The 18,234-nt window shown below is 43.3% G+C and carries 10 protein-coding genes; 2 read left to right on the top strand and 8 right to left on the bottom strand.

The genetic code is table 11. From position 1 onward, the window contains the following. Positions 1 to 61: 61 nt before the first annotated feature. The 8 genes from BMW94_RS05715 to BMW94_RS05680 all read right to left on the bottom strand — a co-directional run bounded on the left by BMW94_RS05715 (position 62) and on the right by BMW94_RS05680 (position 15,867). A complete protein-coding gene (locus tag BMW94_RS05715; protein ID WP_090995589.1) occupies positions 62 to 5,125 on the bottom strand; it encodes a golvesin C-terminal-like domain-containing protein in 5,064 nt (1,687 codons plus the stop codon). Between the two features lie 261 nt (positions 5,126 to 5,386). Beyond that, positions 5,387 to 6,595, bottom strand: coding sequence for an SGNH/GDSL hydrolase family protein (locus BMW94_RS05710; protein WP_090995586.1), 1,209 nt, complete (start codon positions 6,593 to 6,595; stop codon positions 5,387 to 5,389). A gap of 17 nt (positions 6,596 to 6,612) precedes the next feature. Next, the gene (locus tag BMW94_RS05705) at positions 6,613 to 8,844 is read right to left on the bottom strand and encodes an FAD-dependent oxidoreductase (RefSeq protein WP_090995583.1); all 2,232 of its coding nucleotides are present in this window, start codon (positions 8,842 to 8,844) and stop codon (positions 6,613 to 6,615) included. Between the two features lie 84 nt (positions 8,845 to 8,928). Next, positions 8,929 to 10,551, bottom strand: a complete 1,623-nt coding sequence (locus BMW94_RS05700) for a response regulator transcription factor (RefSeq protein WP_090995579.1) — start codon at positions 10,549 to 10,551, stop codon at positions 8,929 to 8,931. Continuing rightward, on the bottom strand, positions 10,551 to 12,218 hold the full coding sequence (locus BMW94_RS05695; RefSeq protein WP_254790131.1) for a sensor histidine kinase: 1,668 nt from the start codon (positions 12,216 to 12,218) through the stop codon (positions 10,551 to 10,553). Before BMW94_RS05695 ends, BMW94_RS05700 begins: the two co-directional genes overlap by 1 nt. Positions 12,219 to 12,384: 166 nt before the next feature. Further along, positions 12,385 to 13,971 carry an extracellular solute-binding protein gene (locus BMW94_RS05690; protein WP_090995574.1) on the bottom strand — a complete coding sequence of 529 codons (1,587 nt, stop codon included), beginning with the start codon at positions 13,969 to 13,971 and terminating at the stop codon, positions 12,385 to 12,387. Between the two features lie 65 nt (positions 13,972 to 14,036). Further along, a complete protein-coding gene (locus tag BMW94_RS05685; RefSeq protein ID WP_090995572.1) occupies positions 14,037 to 14,906 on the bottom strand; it encodes a carbohydrate ABC transporter permease in 870 nt (289 codons plus the stop codon). 13 nt (positions 14,907 to 14,919) lie between these two features. Continuing rightward, positions 14,920 to 15,867, bottom strand: a complete 948-nt coding sequence (locus BMW94_RS05680) for an ABC transporter permease (RefSeq protein ID WP_090995570.1) — start codon at positions 15,865 to 15,867, stop codon at positions 14,920 to 14,922. 358 nt (positions 15,868 to 16,225) lie between these two features. Between BMW94_RS05680 and BMW94_RS05675 the strand changes: the two genes are divergently transcribed. Both BMW94_RS05675 and BMW94_RS05670 read left to right on the top strand, forming a co-directional pair. After that, positions 16,226 to 16,708, top strand: a complete 483-nt coding sequence (locus tag BMW94_RS05675; RefSeq protein ID WP_175480589.1) for a MarR family winged helix-turn-helix transcriptional regulator — start codon at positions 16,226 to 16,228, stop codon at positions 16,706 to 16,708. Continuing rightward, on the top strand, positions 16,698 to 18,080 hold the full coding sequence (locus BMW94_RS05670; protein ID WP_090995565.1) for an alpha/beta hydrolase: 1,383 nt from the start codon (positions 16,698 to 16,700) through the stop codon (positions 18,078 to 18,080). Before BMW94_RS05675 ends, BMW94_RS05670 begins: the two co-directional genes overlap by 11 nt. The last annotated feature ends 154 nt before the right edge of the window (positions 18,081 to 18,234 follow it).

The following is an 18,234-nucleotide window of genomic DNA, read 5'->3' as shown; positions in this document are numbered from 1 at the left end:
TTACAATCATTTGTTTAACATCACTTACCTTAGTTCCACTTCCATTCGCAATTCACTGCCATTATTCAGAAAGTGTCGGTTCACCTTGCGCTTCATTTGCAAGCAGCTCCGAATCATCGGAATGCATTTCGAACATAACTGCATCAGCCCTCGTATAGATCATATCTGCAGGAAGCGTTGGCGGGTCTATCGTTGTAGGCGTAACCCTGGTTAACCGGACATACTCGCTACCGTCACCCGTAAAGTCGAACGTTCCTAGATTAACCCAACCCGATGAGCCGGCCGTTGCATCGATATAGGTGACCTCAGTACCCGTCTTATGCTTCACTTCCACTTTGACATGATTATCGTTTCCCGTCGTATGGACGAGCTTGTAGATCGAGACTGTATATTTCCCCTCTGGAAACTGGCCTTTCCACGTTGCAGATGATCCTTGAACTGTAGAGTAACGGGACTTAACCCCAATTTTGTATCCGGCTAAATTGCTTTGACTCCAAGACCCTTCTGTCGTGTATAACCCAGTTGTATTTGTACTGTCCACGATAACCGTTAAGTCCTTGATCGTGATGTTCAAAGATGGTGTGGTTATGGTCACTCCGTCAATCGTGACAGTAGCCCATACCTCAATGTGATCCGTGTCCCCATCGAGATTAAGAAGGGTCAACAAGCCACTGCTATCCACTTCGGCCAGATCCATACGATCAACGAAATACTGTACATTGGCCTGTGTTAGATCACCGATCAAACCGTTATCCAAATAGCCGGTTACGCTCAGCTGTGCGGTTTGAGTCATCTGCAGCTCGTTCCGATCGGACAGGATCACAGCAGACTCCAATTGCGGTATCCTGTTGGGGTCCACCCACATGATCGCATCAGCAATGACCCTGGACTTGTTGGCTTTATTGGTTAGTTCCACGTACCCACTATCGCCTGCAGCAAAAGGATAATCCCCTAGGTGCACCCAAGTACCATTCGCCGCTGTCTCATCAACAGTAACCGTCTCGGAGCCCCCGCTATAATAAACAGTAAAAGAAGCATTCGTTGCCCAATTTTCACTCGTAGCAGTGATTTGCGGAATCTTATAATACACGCTATAAGTGACACTTTCCGGCAGCTCAGGCCGCCATCTCATTTTGCTTGTCGCGTTGCCGGCCGTAGATTTGGCATACACATAGTTATCATAGTAATAGTTGTCAGCCGTCGTATCCCTTATCCAGACGCCTTCTGTCTCCGCCTCCGTATTATCCACTATGATAGATGAACTCTCCTGCCCATCGGGTTGGACTGGCGTTTCCGTAACCTGATCAGGCAGATAAAGTGTCCGCTTGCGGGTCTGTTTCCCCTCTGATTCCACGTAATACGTGAAGGTTTGGGATAAATCATTCACCCGTATCGACCATTCCATCGGGTATATCGTATCTGGGACGGTCGTATACGTAGCCCCGCCATCCAAGGAATAATGGATTGTCGCGGGTTTCGTCGTTTTGGCCTGCACATATGCATCATAGACCGTTTCGTCGGGTTTAACCATCAGCATGCCTTTAACCGCATCAATTGGACTGTGAGTATCAAAGAAATAGCTTGCATCCGATGGTTCAGCCGTTCTAACCTGATGCAGCGGCACATCAATGTTAAGTCCTTCTACAATGATAGCGGTGATGCCCTTGCCTGAAACCGTGGCTTGAATGGTTCCGCCACTCATAACTGCTTGCTCTGGTGTACCATTGTCGCGGATGATCGTTACGGTATAATCTTGTGCCGGGTTGAACCCAATGATCTGTTCATTCAATTCGATCGGAGTCTGAATTTCTTCTGACGATGCGTTGCTTAGCCCAATGTAGAATTTATCTCCACTCTCACCTGTGATCCAGTTCAATTGAGAATGATTGGTCTTAATGATCCCCTTGGGCATCCAAAGCCAAACGTCGGAATTACCATAAAATTGACCTGGTTTATTCCCATAGAGGTGATATTTGAACCATAAAAAATTCGTTTCAAATACGGAAGGAAATGTAATGCTTCCATTCGATTTTAATGATTGTTCGCTGATCAAATAATCCATCGTTTGCCCAAGCTGCCCCGGAATATGGTGGTAATAGATGGATGTAGCCCCGCTGGGGCCTTCCAGAGGAAAGTCCGGTTCAAGTTGGCTAACGGCGAAACCCTTATAGTAATAACCTGGATAACTGGAATATCGGCCAATAACCGCATTATGAGCAATATCCTGCAGCAGTTTATCCCCTGTATAGAGCGACAATCTCAGCATGAATGGAGCTTCCTGAGCATTCATCCGATAATAGCCGGTTGTACTTCCTGCTTCAAACGTCAATCCGCTCGGTGAAACAAGCCAACGATCCGCTTGAACGCCTCCGGCTATATCTTCTGGAAGCTTGAGCCTAGGATATTGAAATTTACCACTTTCCGGCCAATGGAACGACTCCGCGTAATTATACGTCTCAGGCTGAGGAATCGTAACGTTACCTTCAGGCACTGGACGAGCAACAAACATGGTTGCATACCGTTTGGCTTCCTTATAAGCGGCATTCAAGTATTTGGGATCCTGAGTTTCCTCATATAGCTCCAAGATCTCCATCCACAGCTTGCTATAATAATAAATGAACTCATTTTTACTCACATCCACGGTTGCAGGCGTATCGATATATTGCAAGATATAACTATCGGCTGCATCCTTCGCAGCTTGCAAATACTTCGCATCTCCCGTCATCCGATACATCATCAGGGGTTGAATGACAGGCCCCCTGTCTTTCTGATCCGGGTCTCGCATGAGGTACTCTTCCTGTGCCAGCGCCCCAATTCCTGCCGAAGTGCCCATCATCTGATTAACGGCGGCTACGCTTGAAACATCGAACGGCAGAGTAGCCATTTTCCATAACGAAGGCACACCGTATACTTTTTTCTGCGTTGGCGACCAACCGATACCATTTCGCGATACGCCATACTGGACGGACGGCAGTGCTCTCGTATCGTAAAGCTGGTCATCCCCAGTCAAATAGTAAGCCCCCAAAAGAACCGCATTCGAGCTTGTTCGGACGCTATCCTCGTTTTCGATATCAATAAAGCCCTTGGCACGGCTCCACCACCCGCTGGGTGACGGAACATAATTAACAGAGTCGTCCCCTTGCGGCTCAATCTTAAGCAAATCGATCATATTAAACATCGCGTCAGTAAGCGACTGATCTGACACATTTTCGCGGTATGCTGAATAACCGTACTCATTGCGAAGAATATCCGCGTAGGATTCATACAGATTGCTTTTTTGAGCGATTAGCCCCATATGAAATTGATAAGTGCTTTCTGCGGTCATTTGCGAATAAGTTCCTAATTGAGGCGCATACAAGATTGGCTGCACGCTGCCTTCGTTGTTAACCAGACTCATGCCAAGCCGTTGTTTCGTAACGCCTCCCGTCGGTTCAAATTCAACCGGAAGCTCTGCCGAAGGTACAAATAGACCATACGTTAATGGATTTCCCGAACCATCATTTTTCTCAACCAGGCTCATCGGAGCGCTCAGCTCTCTCAAGCTTGTTGATTCCACCGTACCTACCATTTTGGCATGGGACCTGAATCCATTTAACACTTCATTGATGCCCGAGACTGCCTCTGTTGTGAAGGACTGATATCCAATCACATAATTGCCGTCGCGACGAGGCGTAAAGGCAAAGGAAACATCTGGTTTATCCCCTGCCATGGACCAGTTCACTTCAAAATCGTAATCACTGCCATGCGTAGAATCGGTTAACACCGCCGTGTGGCTGTCTGGAAAATGGACCTCGTCGAATGTAATCCAGCGTTTGTTCATCGTATCGTAGTAATTGGTTCGGCTGCCCGCATTCCCATCCAATAAAACCCATTGCTCCTCAAGTCTTTCCGATACATTATTAATCGGCATCCAGTTTCCCGTGTCCGTGTTCTTGTAGAACATGTCACGAACGATGGATTTGCCTCCATCCCATGCCGCTTCATAGAAGGTCGCTTTATAGTTCGCATTTTCGATGCTGCCTTTCTCCGTGTAACTGAGATTCGCTAAGGTGCGGCTCCGTAGCGGGGGCAACGGTGGTGCTTGCTGCCGGATATTACCTTCGAACTTGACTGCATCGGCTCGTGTAATAATTGTACCCGTCGTAGGTTGCGTTCGAGTCAGCCTGACAAATTCGCTATCATCACCACTAAACTCATACTCCCCCAGATCCACCCATCCAACCGATGGACCTGACGAAGGTCTAAGATCCATAAACTTAACATCCGTAATCCCGTTATGAACAATCTCAATCTTCACATTACTATCTGCTTTATCCGCCCAATCCAGCTTATAGAACGATATTTTCGCCGTCCCTGCTTCCAAGCGCGGATTCCATGTGATCGTTCTACCTACAGCATCCGTATATTTGGAACTGGAATTATTGTATCCCTTTACTCCTGCGCTTGTGGTCCAATATGGAGCGGAGAACCCGTTATTGACGTTGCCTGAATCAACAGTGACGACATTATCAATTGTGAGGCTTCCATCATCAATGATGATCGTCTTGTGTGGTTCTTTCTGCCTTATATTCCCTTCGAACTTTACCGCATCCGCACGCGTAAGGATCGTATTCGTGGTGCCGGTAGACCGGGTCAATTTAACGAATTCTTCACCAACTCCGGAAAAATAGTACTCTCCCAAATCAACCCAACCCGCTGGAGCGCCAGATGAGGGTCTTAAATCCATAAAGACTACATCCGTCGTTCCATTATGAGCAATTTCAATTTTTACATTGTTATCAGCCTTATCCGCCCAATCCAGCTTGTAGAATGATATTTTCGCCGTTCCTGCTTCCAAGCGTGGGTTCCATGTTATCGTTCTGCCTGCTGTACTCGTATATTGGGTGCTGGAAAGATCATACCCCTTCACCCCTGTGCTTGTGGTCCAATTTGGAGCCGAATATCCATTGTTCTCGTTACCCGCATCAGGTGTCACAACATCATTAATCTTAATACTCCCGTCATCGATGATAATGGTCTGATAAGGTAAGGTCTCCGCATAAGCGGCCCTTATTCCGATCAGGCTGGAAGGAACTACGATCGTCAACATGAAAACGATGAAGAAAAAAAGCTTCCTTTTGACCATACAACTCACAGCCTCTCCTATTAATGATAACGCTTCCAAAAAGTAATACCCCTTTAATCAAATGATCGTAAAAAAGCAATTAACCTTAACATTCTGGCTAATCCCGCTCTGTCGTTTCTATCTTAGCATGTCACATCACCGTGAAATTTCTTTCATTTTAAGAATTTCTTATACGATTTTAAGTAAAAAAAGAAACCTACATCCTAATTGAGCGCTCATTGCAGTCAGATAGAATATAGGTCTTCCAAGTAGACCAATCAATTATAATGGCGGCTGCACCAATAGCAACTTCCCAAGCTGAATGACCGTTTGATCATACCAAGCCGGATGTTGTCGAACATGTTCCATACCTCTTTCATTGCCACTTGCCTCAAACACGGCCGCTTTGTCTGTCTTCTTGTGATCAATTTCGAAGCGAACCGTATGTTTCCCATTCGGTAGCTCCGGTAAGTAAACATATTGATTTCGATTATGATCGTTATATGAAGTGAATCGATCGATAAGAAAGGGTTCACCCTCATCCACCGTCACCTTCAATCTGCCGGAATCCGGCCCCCCAATATCGAATAATCCGATGTGGGTTCCCTCAAACTCCACTGTGATTGTCTCTCCGGGATCGACTGCTCGCCATAGACCGGGGAACAACCAATCATACTCGCGCACTAAAGCAAAATCATCAGGGGTCATGTAAGACCACCCCGCGGAAAAATGAGTAAGACGATCCAGTGGCAGCATGGTTGCATACTCCCAAGGATTGGCCGTGACCAAAGACTCCTGCGGCAAGTGATGTTCGACTTTTCCTACGTGATCTCGAAGCTCTCTGATTTTCTCAAACGACCGGGTGATTGTATCCGTGTAAATCTGATGTCCTTCGGGAATCGTTGGATGGATCGAATCATGCGTAAAAATAGCGGCTCCGGGAATAGATACGTCTGCTCTTAAGGTGAAAATGAGCTTTCCATCCAAAACCAATTGACTGACTGCTACGCCCAGATGAATCGAAGGAATGCCGTAATAGTCGGCGACTTCCTCTTGCATACGAGCGCCCTTCTGGTATTGGCCGGATTGAAATGAGGTCAAATCCCGTTCCTTAACCGTATACACAAACAGGATATCCGTAAAACGGCTGTGCTTGCGAATCTGTCGGACAATACCTTCGATCCGCGCTTTGGATTCGGGAACTCCCCCATCGTTTCCAACAAATTCAACAAATACGAGATCAGGCTGATGACGCAGTACATCTGTCTGCAAACGGGCGCAGCCGAGGTCCGATCCTGTCCCATCAATGCCTGCGTTCACAGAGCGGATATCTGCATGGGGATATTGCCCTCGCAGCCAATCCGCCGTCATGACCCTGTATCCTTCAGAACGCGTATTACTGCCGCCAAAATAGACAATTGTTACTGTTTCCCCATTTTCCAACTTTTGAATGACATTAGGCAGCCCTCTTCGAGGGAAAAATTCCTTCATCGTGACTTCACCCGCCCTCACTTCGCGTTTTTAGGAGCAAAAAATTTGACAGCAAACACTTCATAATAAGGCGAACCAAACGTTGCACAGAAATCAAATCGGATTCGGGTTACACCTTTTGCATGCACCTGATGTTTATTCAACGAAAGATAATTCCCACGGATATTCATTTCACTCTCGGTTCCGTCTTCTAAGGTTAAGGTCACATCATAATCTTGAATCAATGGCTCGATCGGATCGTCGAAATGCTCCAAGTTCAGCTGCGAATTGAAAACAAGATGGATTTCATCCAGATTTTTGGGGCTTGCAAAAGCAAATTCCAACCACTCCTGTCCTTCTGAACGTTCAGAAATCCAGCTGTTCGGTAGACCATAAGGTCTGGAGAAGCCATTGACGACATTCTCAGGGCTATACATATTTTGGGATGGCGATAGGTCTTTAAAGCAAATACTCTTATTAAGCTTCTTCAGTCTGGATGGCTCTTCTGGTCTATAATAGAAGCTCACCGCTCCAGTCATTTTCTCTTCATTGCCGTCTACGGCAAGGCTCGCCGCACCTTCCAATACGATGTAGACCTTGTCATCAGCCGGTTTCTCGCAGCCCAGTTCCAGCGTGATCCAGTCATCATAACCCGCTGAAATCACTAAGTTGTATCCTTTCAGCTCGCTTGCAGGAATATAGTTTTCCTTCCGTTCCCCACCAAATAGCTTCACTTGCAACGTTTCCGAATGCTCGGATCTATTTTTAATTTTGATCTGCACACTTTCAGCCACGGATGTCTGAATCGGCAAGACCAAACATAACGTTTTCTCCAAGGAGATCTCTTCGGTTGGATGAAGATGTTCATAGCTTCGCTGAGACGAGGCACGAATCGTTAATCCATCAGCAAAATAAGGATCCAACGGCTCTTGAAGCCCTACAATCGTTTGCCCGTCTCGTAGCAGCTGCGTCTGAAGCTCATCCATATGCGCTTTGACGATGTCCGCGGGGTCTGTGTCATATTTTACGCATAACGCAGCAGCTGTTCCTACCGCCTGCCCCATACAACCACAGGTCGCCATCACCCTTGTAGACCCAAAAGCTACATGGGTAGCGCTTATATTGCGGCCAGCGAACATGAGATTAGGAATATTACGTGAAAATAAGCTGCGGAAAGGGATATTATACAATCCCGGCACGAAATTCCACGCTGTAGCCGGCCCCTCATCGTAGATGCCTTTATTCGCATGCAGATCCATATACCAGCCCCCGACGGATACAGCATCTTCGAAATGAGTCTTTGCTGTAAGATCGTTCTGAGACAGCATGTGCTCCCCGATAAACCGTCTTGACTCCCGCTTTCCCGGAATCGGGCATACATAATCCAAGATGAGATTGTCTACATCATCAAACTCACCGCTATTTTTGATATAATCCCAGATCCCGTACACCAATTTCCGCAATTCCAATGCGATGTCTTCATTATTCTTGATAATATCCATATGTCCGCCGTATTCCAGCCACCACAATCCACCAAGTCCGTTGATTTTCCTTGGAAAAGACCGATGGTTTAATCCTTTTCGGATACTTTCGAAAAACTCCAGCTTCGTGATATCATACGCAAAGCCAGGCCTTTTGTAAGGAACGGCATAGTTTACGTCACGGGCTTGAAACAGAATCGTATCGCCCATCGTGTAATGATCCGCCACTTCTGGAGCAAGCTCCTCCTTGTATTCATGCTTCGCTTCTCTTCCCCATCGGAAGTCAGCACCTGCTTGGTATCCAACTATTCCATCACCGGAGCAATCAATGTAGGTTGGGCTTTCAAAACGAAATTTTCTTTCGGAAGCTAATTGAAGGCCCTCCACCCATTGAATTCTGCCGTTCTCCATGCCCGTTTCATGTACACATGTATTAAGAAACAGAGAAATGTTAGGCTCATCATAAACCATGTCGAGCAAGACCGTATCCGAAAGCGAAAGCATAAGCTTCTTGTTGTATAACGGATTATAATGAAAGATCTTCAGCTTGAGTTCTTCTACCAACCCGCCCTCGCGGGCATAATAGGATGGACTATTTCCGAGATATGCCGACCCGTTGATATGAACTCTGACCTCGCTGCTCGCATTTCCCCCAAGCACCGGCCGATCATTAATAAGTGAAACCTGCAGACCTTGGCGTGCAGCTGCAATGGCAGCACATATCCCTGCAATACCTCCACCTACGACGGTTACATCTGCTTTCATAAGCTCCATTTTGATAACCTCCATGATTAGATGCTCCTATCATGGTAATGGTTTTGGCCTCTTTTTTTTTACAGGATTTCACGAAAAAATCATACATTTTTTGTATCCTTATTTGGATTCGTACCGTGTCATTTTTATCCGATATTGCTTAGGTGTATCACCCGTATATTCTTTAAACAGTTTGCAAAAGTAACCTTCATTGACGATGCCTACTTCCTCACACAATTCCAATAAAGAATAATCCCGGACGTTTAACAACTCGAGAGCGAGATGGATTTTTTTACGGTTGATGTAGCTGATCACGCCTTCGCTCATTGTTTTTTTGAATAAGCTGCTAAAATACGATGGCGCTAGATTCACTTCCTCCGCAATGGCCTCCAACGTTAAGCGTTGTTTCAGGTTTTTCTCGATAAAATGCATAGCACTCATGATTTCTGCACGATGTAATCGTTGGCCCGCGTGTACGTATTCGAATGTGAAGTCACCAATATAGGCAAGCTGCTCCTGAAAAGATATAAATTCCATGGGAAAGTCTGGGACTTCCGTGGCCATCTTGTTCCCTGATTTAAACTTTACGGTAATGTCTCTGTACAAGTCTCTAATCATGGGTGCCATAATGGACTTGTGGATTTTATGGTCCGTAACAAATTGGCTCAGATCGGCAAGTGCATCCTCCAGCTCTTCCTTGGAAATCTTTCGTTTCATCCGTATAAGAAAATCAGCCAGCTTCTGCTGAAAGTCTGCTTTTTTGTCATTATCGTATTGGAACCGATGCATCGGTGTTTTTACGACTTTTTCTGTATGATAATAGAAATCCTCACTCACATTTTTAGCTTCCGTGTATGCCTGTTTGATCGATTCCCAGCCTCGGTGTGGACCGCCAAAAGCAACAGATACCCTTTGATTCAAATATTGATGCAAATGAGAGACGATCTGCCCTCCCAAGGATAGGCAAGCATATTCCGTTTCCATATCACTACGGTTATTTTCCCAGGATAGAAAGCCAATAAAACGATTATCGGACAGATCCGCAGCTACCCCACTACCACCATTCATCACCGTTTCTTCGATGATATTCGTAATCGCATATTTCAAGATGTTTTGATCTGCGGCAGCGTATTCGTTTCGGAAACTTTCATACGTATTCATCTCAACGATGAAGCAGCAATAGTTGGCTTGAAAGAAATGAAACTGTATGCGATTAGCAAAATCCGATGCCCGATGAGAAGGAATTTCGCCTCTGATCAGTTCGTTAAAAAATTGCTTGCGCACTCTGTATTTATTTTCAAGCACGGATACGTTTAACGATTGAAATTCCGCTTCTTTTTTCTTGAACTCATTTAAAATCCCGGCTGCTTTATCCAAAGCTCGATTCAAATCCGCTTCCCTCAGCGGAACCTTTACAATGTACTCCAATACGTTGGCTTGAATCGCTCGCTGGGCGTATTCAAAGGATGAATAGGCGGTCAAAAGTATGTATTGCGTATGGGGGAGCTCCCTCTTGAGCTGCTCAATCATGGAGATTCCGTCCATTCGCGGCATAACGATATCGGATATGACGATGTCCGGCTTCAGTTTTATGATCTCCTCGATCCCATTCAGCCCATTATTCGCTTTGCCCACTAGAACAAATCGCTTATCCCTATGAGAGAGCTCATTAAAAAACAATTCCAATCGTTGAATGATCAGGTCTTCATCGTCAACAATGAAGCAGGTATAATCTCTCACCATTATGCATCTCCTTTTTGCAATTCGGCCGGGAATACAGCGCGTATACGGGTTATTTCCTTAGGTATGCTAATGATTTGCAGTCCAAATTGATCGCCATAGTGAAGTCTTATTCGGCCATGAATATTATTTAGCCCGATTCTTTTCCTTTTTAGTTCCATTTCACTCGGTTCTGAGGTTAAAATATGCTTTATTTTATCAGCTGGAATTCCCTCGCCTTGATCAACAACTTCTATGATGACGATACTGTCCTCCCTGTACGCATGAATCGTAATAGGCCCCTCAATTCCCCCTCCGTTATAACCATGGAAGATGCTATTCTCCACAAGAGGCTGCAGCAGCATTCGAAAAACAGGAAAATCCATTAACCCTGCTTCGATATGTTCAATCAAGTGGAAGTTTCGGTTATACCGAATGTTCTGGATCTCGATATAGTCCGCTACATTGCGTAGTTCCTGACGTAAGGAAACCTTCTCTGAAGCATCGTCTATCCCGTATTCCAATAATGATATGAGCGATCCGATCACCACATCTACTTTCTCTATTTGTCCGAGACGTATAACGTTGCTGATCGAACCAAGTGTGTTATACAGAAAATGAGGGTTAATTTGAGACTGCAGCACCTGGATTTCCAACTTCCGCTCAAGTTCATTATGAAGTTCCGCTCGCCGAATCAGTTCCACAATTTGCTGCAGCATACGATCGAATGCTCGTGAAAGATCTCCAAACTCATCGTTTCGATTAACCGTAATTGTCGTTGTGAGTAAGCCTTGCTCCACTTGCTTCATTTTTGTTTTGAGTGTATAGAGTGGTTTCCTTATATATTTGGCAACCAAAAAAGAAATGATCAAACTTAAGAGAAGACCTGCAGCTAAAAGCTCAATATAATAGGTTTCTAATCTGGACAAAGCTGCTTTCAAGCGTGATTCATCATTGATTGAGATGATAGTCCAGTTGAATTTCTCCGTCGGTTTTTTTAGAAGGGAGACCGGAATGCCATCCATCGTATGCAGTTGAAGATTTGTTTCTGTCGTATCCAGAATTTGTTCCGCTGACGTTTCCCCGATCGAAAACGTATGATCTTGAATATTCAGTAGTCCTTTATTTTCAGAAAATCCGGCAATGATTTTACCTGACGCTGTGATCAGAGCCAGATTCATTTGTTCTTGTTTATTAATCTTGAACAAGGTTTCTTCAATGGCATTTAGATCCAAGTCAACCGCAATGGCCATAGGAAACGGAGCGCCGTTCAGATATCGAACCATCGTAACGGTCCAGCCGGAATACTTCGATTTGTAAGGTTCACTAACAAAGGTAGTCCTTCTGTTCTTGTCAGCCGCATCAAACAAAGGTGCTCTTTCAGATAAAGGTTCATCGAATATTCGGGTAGCTGTACTTCCGCCTAGAATGGATAAATCGCTTTTGATCAAATATATATTACTGACGTAACTACTATTGAGTTCATACAGTTCTCTTAATTGCTTTTTAATCACTTCCGCATTGTCAATATTGGCTTTCACTGATGTTTCGACTGAGAAGAGAATCGTCTGGAAGGAAGAAAAATTAACAGTGAAGTACTGGTCTACCTTGTCAAGGATTTGGTTGGTGTAAAAAATGTCATTGGTTCTTATTTCCTTTTGGACATAGCGATAAGACAATTGGCTTATCAAGATGATGCACCCTAATACAAATGCAAACACGAGAAAAAATAATTTTAAAGGCAAGCTGATTCTTCTTCGCATCCATCATCTTCCTTTTAATTCTATAGTAAACTAAGAATAGCATATGCTAATAAAGAGAGGGGCTACGAATAGCCACTCTCTTTGTTTATTTATTTTACTTGATAAGGCCGGCCTCTTTAAATTGTTTGATTGCTGTTTCCTTATATTTCTGCATGTCAAACTTGGTATCCAATGTTTGGAGGAAATTGTCCCAATTCGAAAGAGGTTCTTTGCCCGTCATAAATTTAACTAAGCTTTCATTAATGAAACGAGTGCGGTCAGCATCCAAAGTATCGCTTGGGTCTGGAGTCAATAAATTTCCGGGCAACGTTGGCCCCACATATTGCTGATTGTCCTTGAAAGCCTCCGCCGTCTTCGGATTCTGGAAGCTGAAGTACTCCGCATCATCACCACGGCGCGGCATTCTATAATGATCGACCCACAGGTACTTCTCTTTCATTTCCTTCGATAACTCGGAAGTTTTATTTTTGATCTTGCCGTCCACCACATCCCAATGAATGCCTTTAATTCCGTATGCAAAGTTAGGATAAGCTTCTTCGTCTGTAAAGAGATAATTCAGCATGGACAAGATCCGAATGATTTTGTCCTTATCCGCTTTCGCGGAAATGGCCCATGAATTACCTTGGAATGATTTTCTTTCTACAATTTGATCCCCGTAAGGACCTTTCATCGGAGGAATGACGATCCATTCCGGCACCTCGCCACTAATCTCTTTCATTTTCTGCTGATAATCCGGCTCCAGCCTACGGGCATCTCTGATCATGAAGCCAACTTTACCCTTAAACATCTTTTGGTCCAACAGATCGGGCGAATTCATCGTCACCCAGTCTGGGTCTACCACGTTGGCGGCCATCATTTTGTTAATGTAAGCAAGCGCCTCTTTCATTTTGGGATCGATAAACAGAAATACCGGTTCATTATCTTTTATCTCAACGGCCGAAGGAGGATTGACACCAAACATCCACATCAAGCTATCGAAGCCATAGGTTTGCAGATTACCTTCTTTATTCATACCGCCGATAAATCCGTACGTATCGTTTTTACCATTCCCGTCCGGATCTTTCTCTGTAAAGGCTTTCATAACTTCGAACAACTCATCCGGTGTCGTTGGTACCTCCATATTCAGCTTTTTCAGCCAATCATTGCGGATGAAGAAGCTTCGACTGATACCGTTAACATTATCATAGCCTGGAACTCCAATCGTTTTTCCTTGATAGGACATTGCATCCCATGAGTCGTTGCCAAACCGTTTCTTTAATTCAGGGAATTGATCCAGATACGGTGTCAAATCCGAAAGAACGCCTTGGTCGTAATATTGCGCGAGATCAGCCCGACTCTTCAAGAAGATCAAATCTGGAATATCTCCACCTGCAATGAGTGTATTCAGTTTGGTTGTTGCTTGCCCAGCTTGAGGAATCATCATATCCAAGTCGATGTTCATCTCTTTTTCCAACATTTGACGTTGAACATCTTCATCACGTGGAGGTACCGGAGCAGCAGCGTTGAAAGTGCCTTGGTTAAACATTGAGATTTTCATTTTGGTTGCAAACTGGCCAGACTGCCCTTGCGAATTACCCGAAGCTATCGATGTAACTTCTTCATTTCCCCCACATCCTGACAGTAGCGTTCCCAATCCTAAGATTGCCGACAGAATAGCAAATGAAATCTTCTTATGCTGCATATTGACCTCTCCTTTGCTTGTATATTATCACGGTTTCCCCGTAATAAGTTAGGTTGGAACACCTTTTAACCTTTAACGGATCCCAAGAGCACACCTTTGGTAAAATGCTTCTGTAAAAATGGGTAAACGATCAAAATCGGAATCGTAGTCACAACAACTGTAGCCATCTGCACAGCGAATGTACTTACAGCTCCGGAATTGGCGAGCGACTCAGCGCTTTGTGTTGCGACGTTAAGAAGGATGTTTCGCAAGACTACTTGAAGCGGCATGAGGTTGGAATCATTGATATAAACAATAGCATCAAAATAACTGTTCCAATGCCCGACTGCGTAAAATAAAGAAATGGTGGAAATGACGGGCAAAGACAGTGGTAAAATGATCCGCCATAACGATTGAAGTTCACTTGCACCGTCAACCCTCGCTGATTCCTCGATTTCACCAGGCAATTGCTCGAAAAAGCCTTTAATGATCACCAGATTAAATGCACTAATGAGATTTGGAATAATCAATACCCACGGACTGTTTAGCAACCCTAGAGAGCGAATTAGTAGATAAGTCGGAATTAACCCCCCACTGAACATCATGGTAAACACAATGAATAGTAAAAACGGACTGCGTCCCGGCAAATATTTTTTGGATAACGGATAAGCTGCTAAGACCGTAAATAACACATTAAGCACCGTGCCTACAATCGTTCGAAACAACGTAATTTTATACGCCTGCCAGATCCCATGAGAAATGAATACTTCTTTATAGGCTAGAAAGGTAAAAGATTCTGGTATAATCACAATCCCTCTTCTTAACACTTCCGATTCTGGCGTCACGGAGACAGCAATCACATACAGAAAGGGTAGTAAGCAAAGTAGTGATAAGAAAATAAGAATCACATAAACGACGGATTGCCAGACTTTTTCCCCGATTGTCAAATGGATCATTTTAAAAACCACCTCACCAAATTTGCCCATCGAATTTTTTGGCGAGCTTATTGGCTGCCAAAACTAAACCAAATCCAATGACAGCTTTAAACAATCCTACAGCAGTAGCCAAGCCAATCTTAAGACGCTCCAACCCTTCACGGTATACCCATGTGTCGATAATGTCGATCTTCTCCTGGTTAAAGGTGTTGGCAAACATGAATATTTGGTCAAAGCCAGCATCCAGAATATGGCTTAATTTAAGAATCAGCATCAGAATAATGACTCCTCGAATGCCTGGTAACGTGATATGCCAGAGCTGTCTCCATTTGGAAGCGCCATCCATTCGAGCCGCTTCATATAAGCTTGGATCAATACCTGCTAATGCGGCGAGGTACAAAATCGCTCCCCATCCAATGTCCTTCCAAATTTCAGATGCGATGACCAGCAGTCTCCCCCAAGCAGGCTCCGTTAGAAATGAAATGGGCTGAAAACCACTTTCCTTCAAAATCATATTAAAAAGGCCATCACCTGGGGCTAATAAGGCTACCATCAATCCATACACAATGACCCAAGACAGAAAGTGGGGTAAATAAGTAATGGTTTGTACGATTTTCTTAAACCATTGGGTATGAACTTCATTGAGCAGTAAAGCAAGTAAGATGGGAGCGGAGAAACCGAACAATAGCTTATACAGCGATATAACAATCGTATTTTTCATGATGTCCCAGAAATAAACGCCGTTCATAAAATCCGTAAAATTTTTGAATCCCACCCATGGGCTATCCCATACGCCCAAAGCCAGGTTGTAGTTTTTAAAAGCAATCAATATTCCCGCCATAGGAATGTATTTGAATACGGCAAAGTAAATTAAGGCTGGTAATAAAAGAGCATACATCACTTTATATTTTTGGATCGTCCTTATCCATGACTTCCGCTTTTTGGAGAGGGGAATGGCGTCCGCTGCCAAATTCACGTGCATATCATCACCTCGTCTTTGTTTGTATTTGTATATTAGCACCCCCCTATCGGATAAATTTCTGAAATTTCAAGAATTTCTTATAAGATATTAAGGACGTGTGCCTTGGATCGTTCCAACAGCTCATCCCGGAAAGTGGGACAAGAACTTGTATCGCTAAATAAAAAAAGCCGCTAAAATAGCGACTTTCAAATGGGGCTACGTTCTTGTCTCTCGACAAGTGTTTAGAACGAAGAATCTTAACTAACAATAACATTTGCCTTTTTTTCAATTGTTGACTTACAAAAAACATGCTGTTAATATTAGTTTCACACTCTAACCGTTAGACAATGAAACTAATATGATAAAGGAGCAATTAACTATGGATATGGATGTGGATAGAAAGCAATTAGAACAACATATTGATCTGTATACACAGAGAGCCATATCAATCTCAATTAGCATGCAATCTATTCAGAAGAATATCTCTAAAGATAGCAGTGTTACTCCAGACCAGTTTAATTTATTGAATGTCATTAATACGACTGATCATTGCACAGCCAGTTTTTTGGCTAAAGCACTTAATGTCAAAAAAAGTTCTATTACTGCTATCGTGAATCGATTAACGGATAAAGAATTAATTAAACGTGAGTATAACGAGAAAGATAAACGAGTGGTGTGGCTTGAATTAACAGAAAAAGGACAGCACATTGTGTTGGAAGAAAGACAGAAAATACTGGCTGTATTGATGCCTTTAGGAAACAAACTCACCGTTAGAGAACTGGAGGAATTAAACCAATATTTATCTGTTATTGATACACAATTAAATAATATAAAGAAGGATATGGTTAAAAATGAAATTTAGTATGAGGTTATGCGGAGTTATTGTAGGGTTAATTACGATCTTATTGTCTTGGTCACAGTCATTTTTTATCAATTATCTTATCCCATTAGGAATCGCAGCCATGGTTGTGTCTGTAGTTCATATTCTAGTCGTTAAGAAGCACTTAAATGAAAAGCTCTATCGTGCCTGGTTAGGTATCTCGGCTTTGTTTATAGCTACTGAAATCTTCTGGATGATATTTGATAAAATCGGATTATTTGTAGTTGCACAAGTTTCATTTGCAGTAACCGGGTTTGCATTAATTATTTTTGCATTAGGCATGCATAAGAAAATGAATCGAAGTTTCAAATCATTAACGTTGAGAATTAGCAAATGGGTTCTCGTCCTTGTTTTAATGTTGGGGACATCCATATTAATATTATTTACAGCTACGCCAAAGCCAGTTGCTTTATATTTGCAAAGCAGTTCTGGAGCAGAAAATACTTACACAGCAGAACCATCTACTACCACAACTATTGATGGTAAATATCAGTTAACAACGAATATTCAATACGGAGAAAAGTATCCAAGAAGTTTTTTAAATATCATTACACCCGATGGTCAATTGGATGAAGAACGTCCAACATACTTTTATGTGCACGGCGGTGGCTTTATAGCGGGAGATTCAATTGGAGGTGATCCTAACGCAGGAGCGGCTTCAAATACAATGTTATATCATTATGAATTAATGGTTGATCATGGTTATAATGTGGTGACCATAAATTATGCTTTAGCTCCAGAATATATACACCCTACACCCATAAAACAATTATCAGAAGCGGTGCAATATATGCAGCAAAATGGCAAACAGTACGGAATTAATATGAACAATGTAATCTTTGGCGGGGGAAGCGCAGGTGGATTTATCGCTGCAGACTTTGTGACAATTCAAGCTAACCCTGAGTATGCGAAAGAAATCGATATTAATCCTGTCATAGAGCTTACGGATATCAAAGCTTTAGTATTAGAAGTACCCATTCTTGACTTTAGTCGGGGCCATAGAACCGTAACCGAAGACATCGTGACTGACTATATTTTCGCTCAATCAGGAAGTGCATACATTGGTCAGCCGGTGGTTAGCGCTGATAAAGATATCTTACAATCCTTAAATGTAATACCAAGAGCGACGAGTAATTTCCCTCCAACTTTTATAACGGATGGCAACACGGGGACATTCCCAGATCAGGCTGAAGATTATTATAACCGCTTAAAAGAATTAGGGGTCAAGACAGATTTATATATTCCTGATATCCATGAGAGCAAAGAAGTTCATGGATATATGAACACGATTGATACTAAAGCAACTCGAACTTATATTCAGAGAAAATTAGCCTTCTTGGATAGTTTAGATTAATCATGATCGAAATTTAAAAACAAAAAATCGTTGCTTACTTTTCACTTAGGCAACGAATCAACATCTAGGCGTACAATCGTTAAAAGGCTCTATGGACGTAAACTCCACAAACATACCCAGCTATAGCTTGATAATATAGCTGGGTATCATTTTG

Source organism: Paenibacillus sp. OK003 (genome assembly GCF_900109515.1).
Classification (GTDB): domain Bacteria; phylum Bacillota; class Bacilli; order Paenibacillales; family Paenibacillaceae; genus Paenibacillus; species Paenibacillus marchantiae.
Note: the sequence above shows the minus strand (reverse complement) of the source record. Positions and strands in the feature narration are given on the sequence as shown.

Excerpts from the sequence above, each read along its gene's own strand:
- BMW94_RS05675 (WP_175480589.1), top strand. The coding sequence starts at position 16,226 with ATGGATATGGATGTGGATAGAAAGCAATTAGAACAACATATTGATCTG.
- BMW94_RS05700 (WP_090995579.1), bottom strand. The coding sequence starts at position 10,551 with ATGGTGAGAGATTATACCTGCTTCATTGTTGACGATGAAGACCTGATC.
- BMW94_RS05705 (WP_090995583.1), bottom strand. The coding sequence starts at position 8,844 with ATGGAGGTTATCAAAATGGAGCTTATGAAAGCAGATGTAACCGTCGTA.
- BMW94_RS05670 (WP_090995565.1), top strand. The coding sequence starts at position 16,698 with ATGAAATTTAGTATGAGGTTATGCGGAGTTATTGTAGGGTTAATTACG.
- BMW94_RS05685 (WP_090995572.1), bottom strand. The coding sequence starts at position 14,906 with ATGATCCATTTGACAATCGGGGAAAAAGTCTGGCAATCCGTCGTTTAT.
- BMW94_RS05715 (WP_090995589.1), bottom strand. The coding sequence starts at position 5,125 with ATGGTCAAAAGGAAGCTTTTTTTCTTCATCGTTTTCATGTTGACGATC.
- BMW94_RS05710 (WP_090995586.1), bottom strand. The coding sequence starts at position 6,595 with ATGAAGGAATTTTTCCCTCGAAGAGGGCTGCCTAATGTCATTCAAAAG.
- BMW94_RS05690 (WP_090995574.1), bottom strand. The coding sequence starts at position 13,971 with ATGCAGCATAAGAAGATTTCATTTGCTATTCTGTCGGCAATCTTAGGA.
- BMW94_RS05680 (WP_090995570.1), bottom strand. The coding sequence starts at position 15,867 with ATGCACGTGAATTTGGCAGCGGACGCCATTCCCCTCTCCAAAAAGCGG.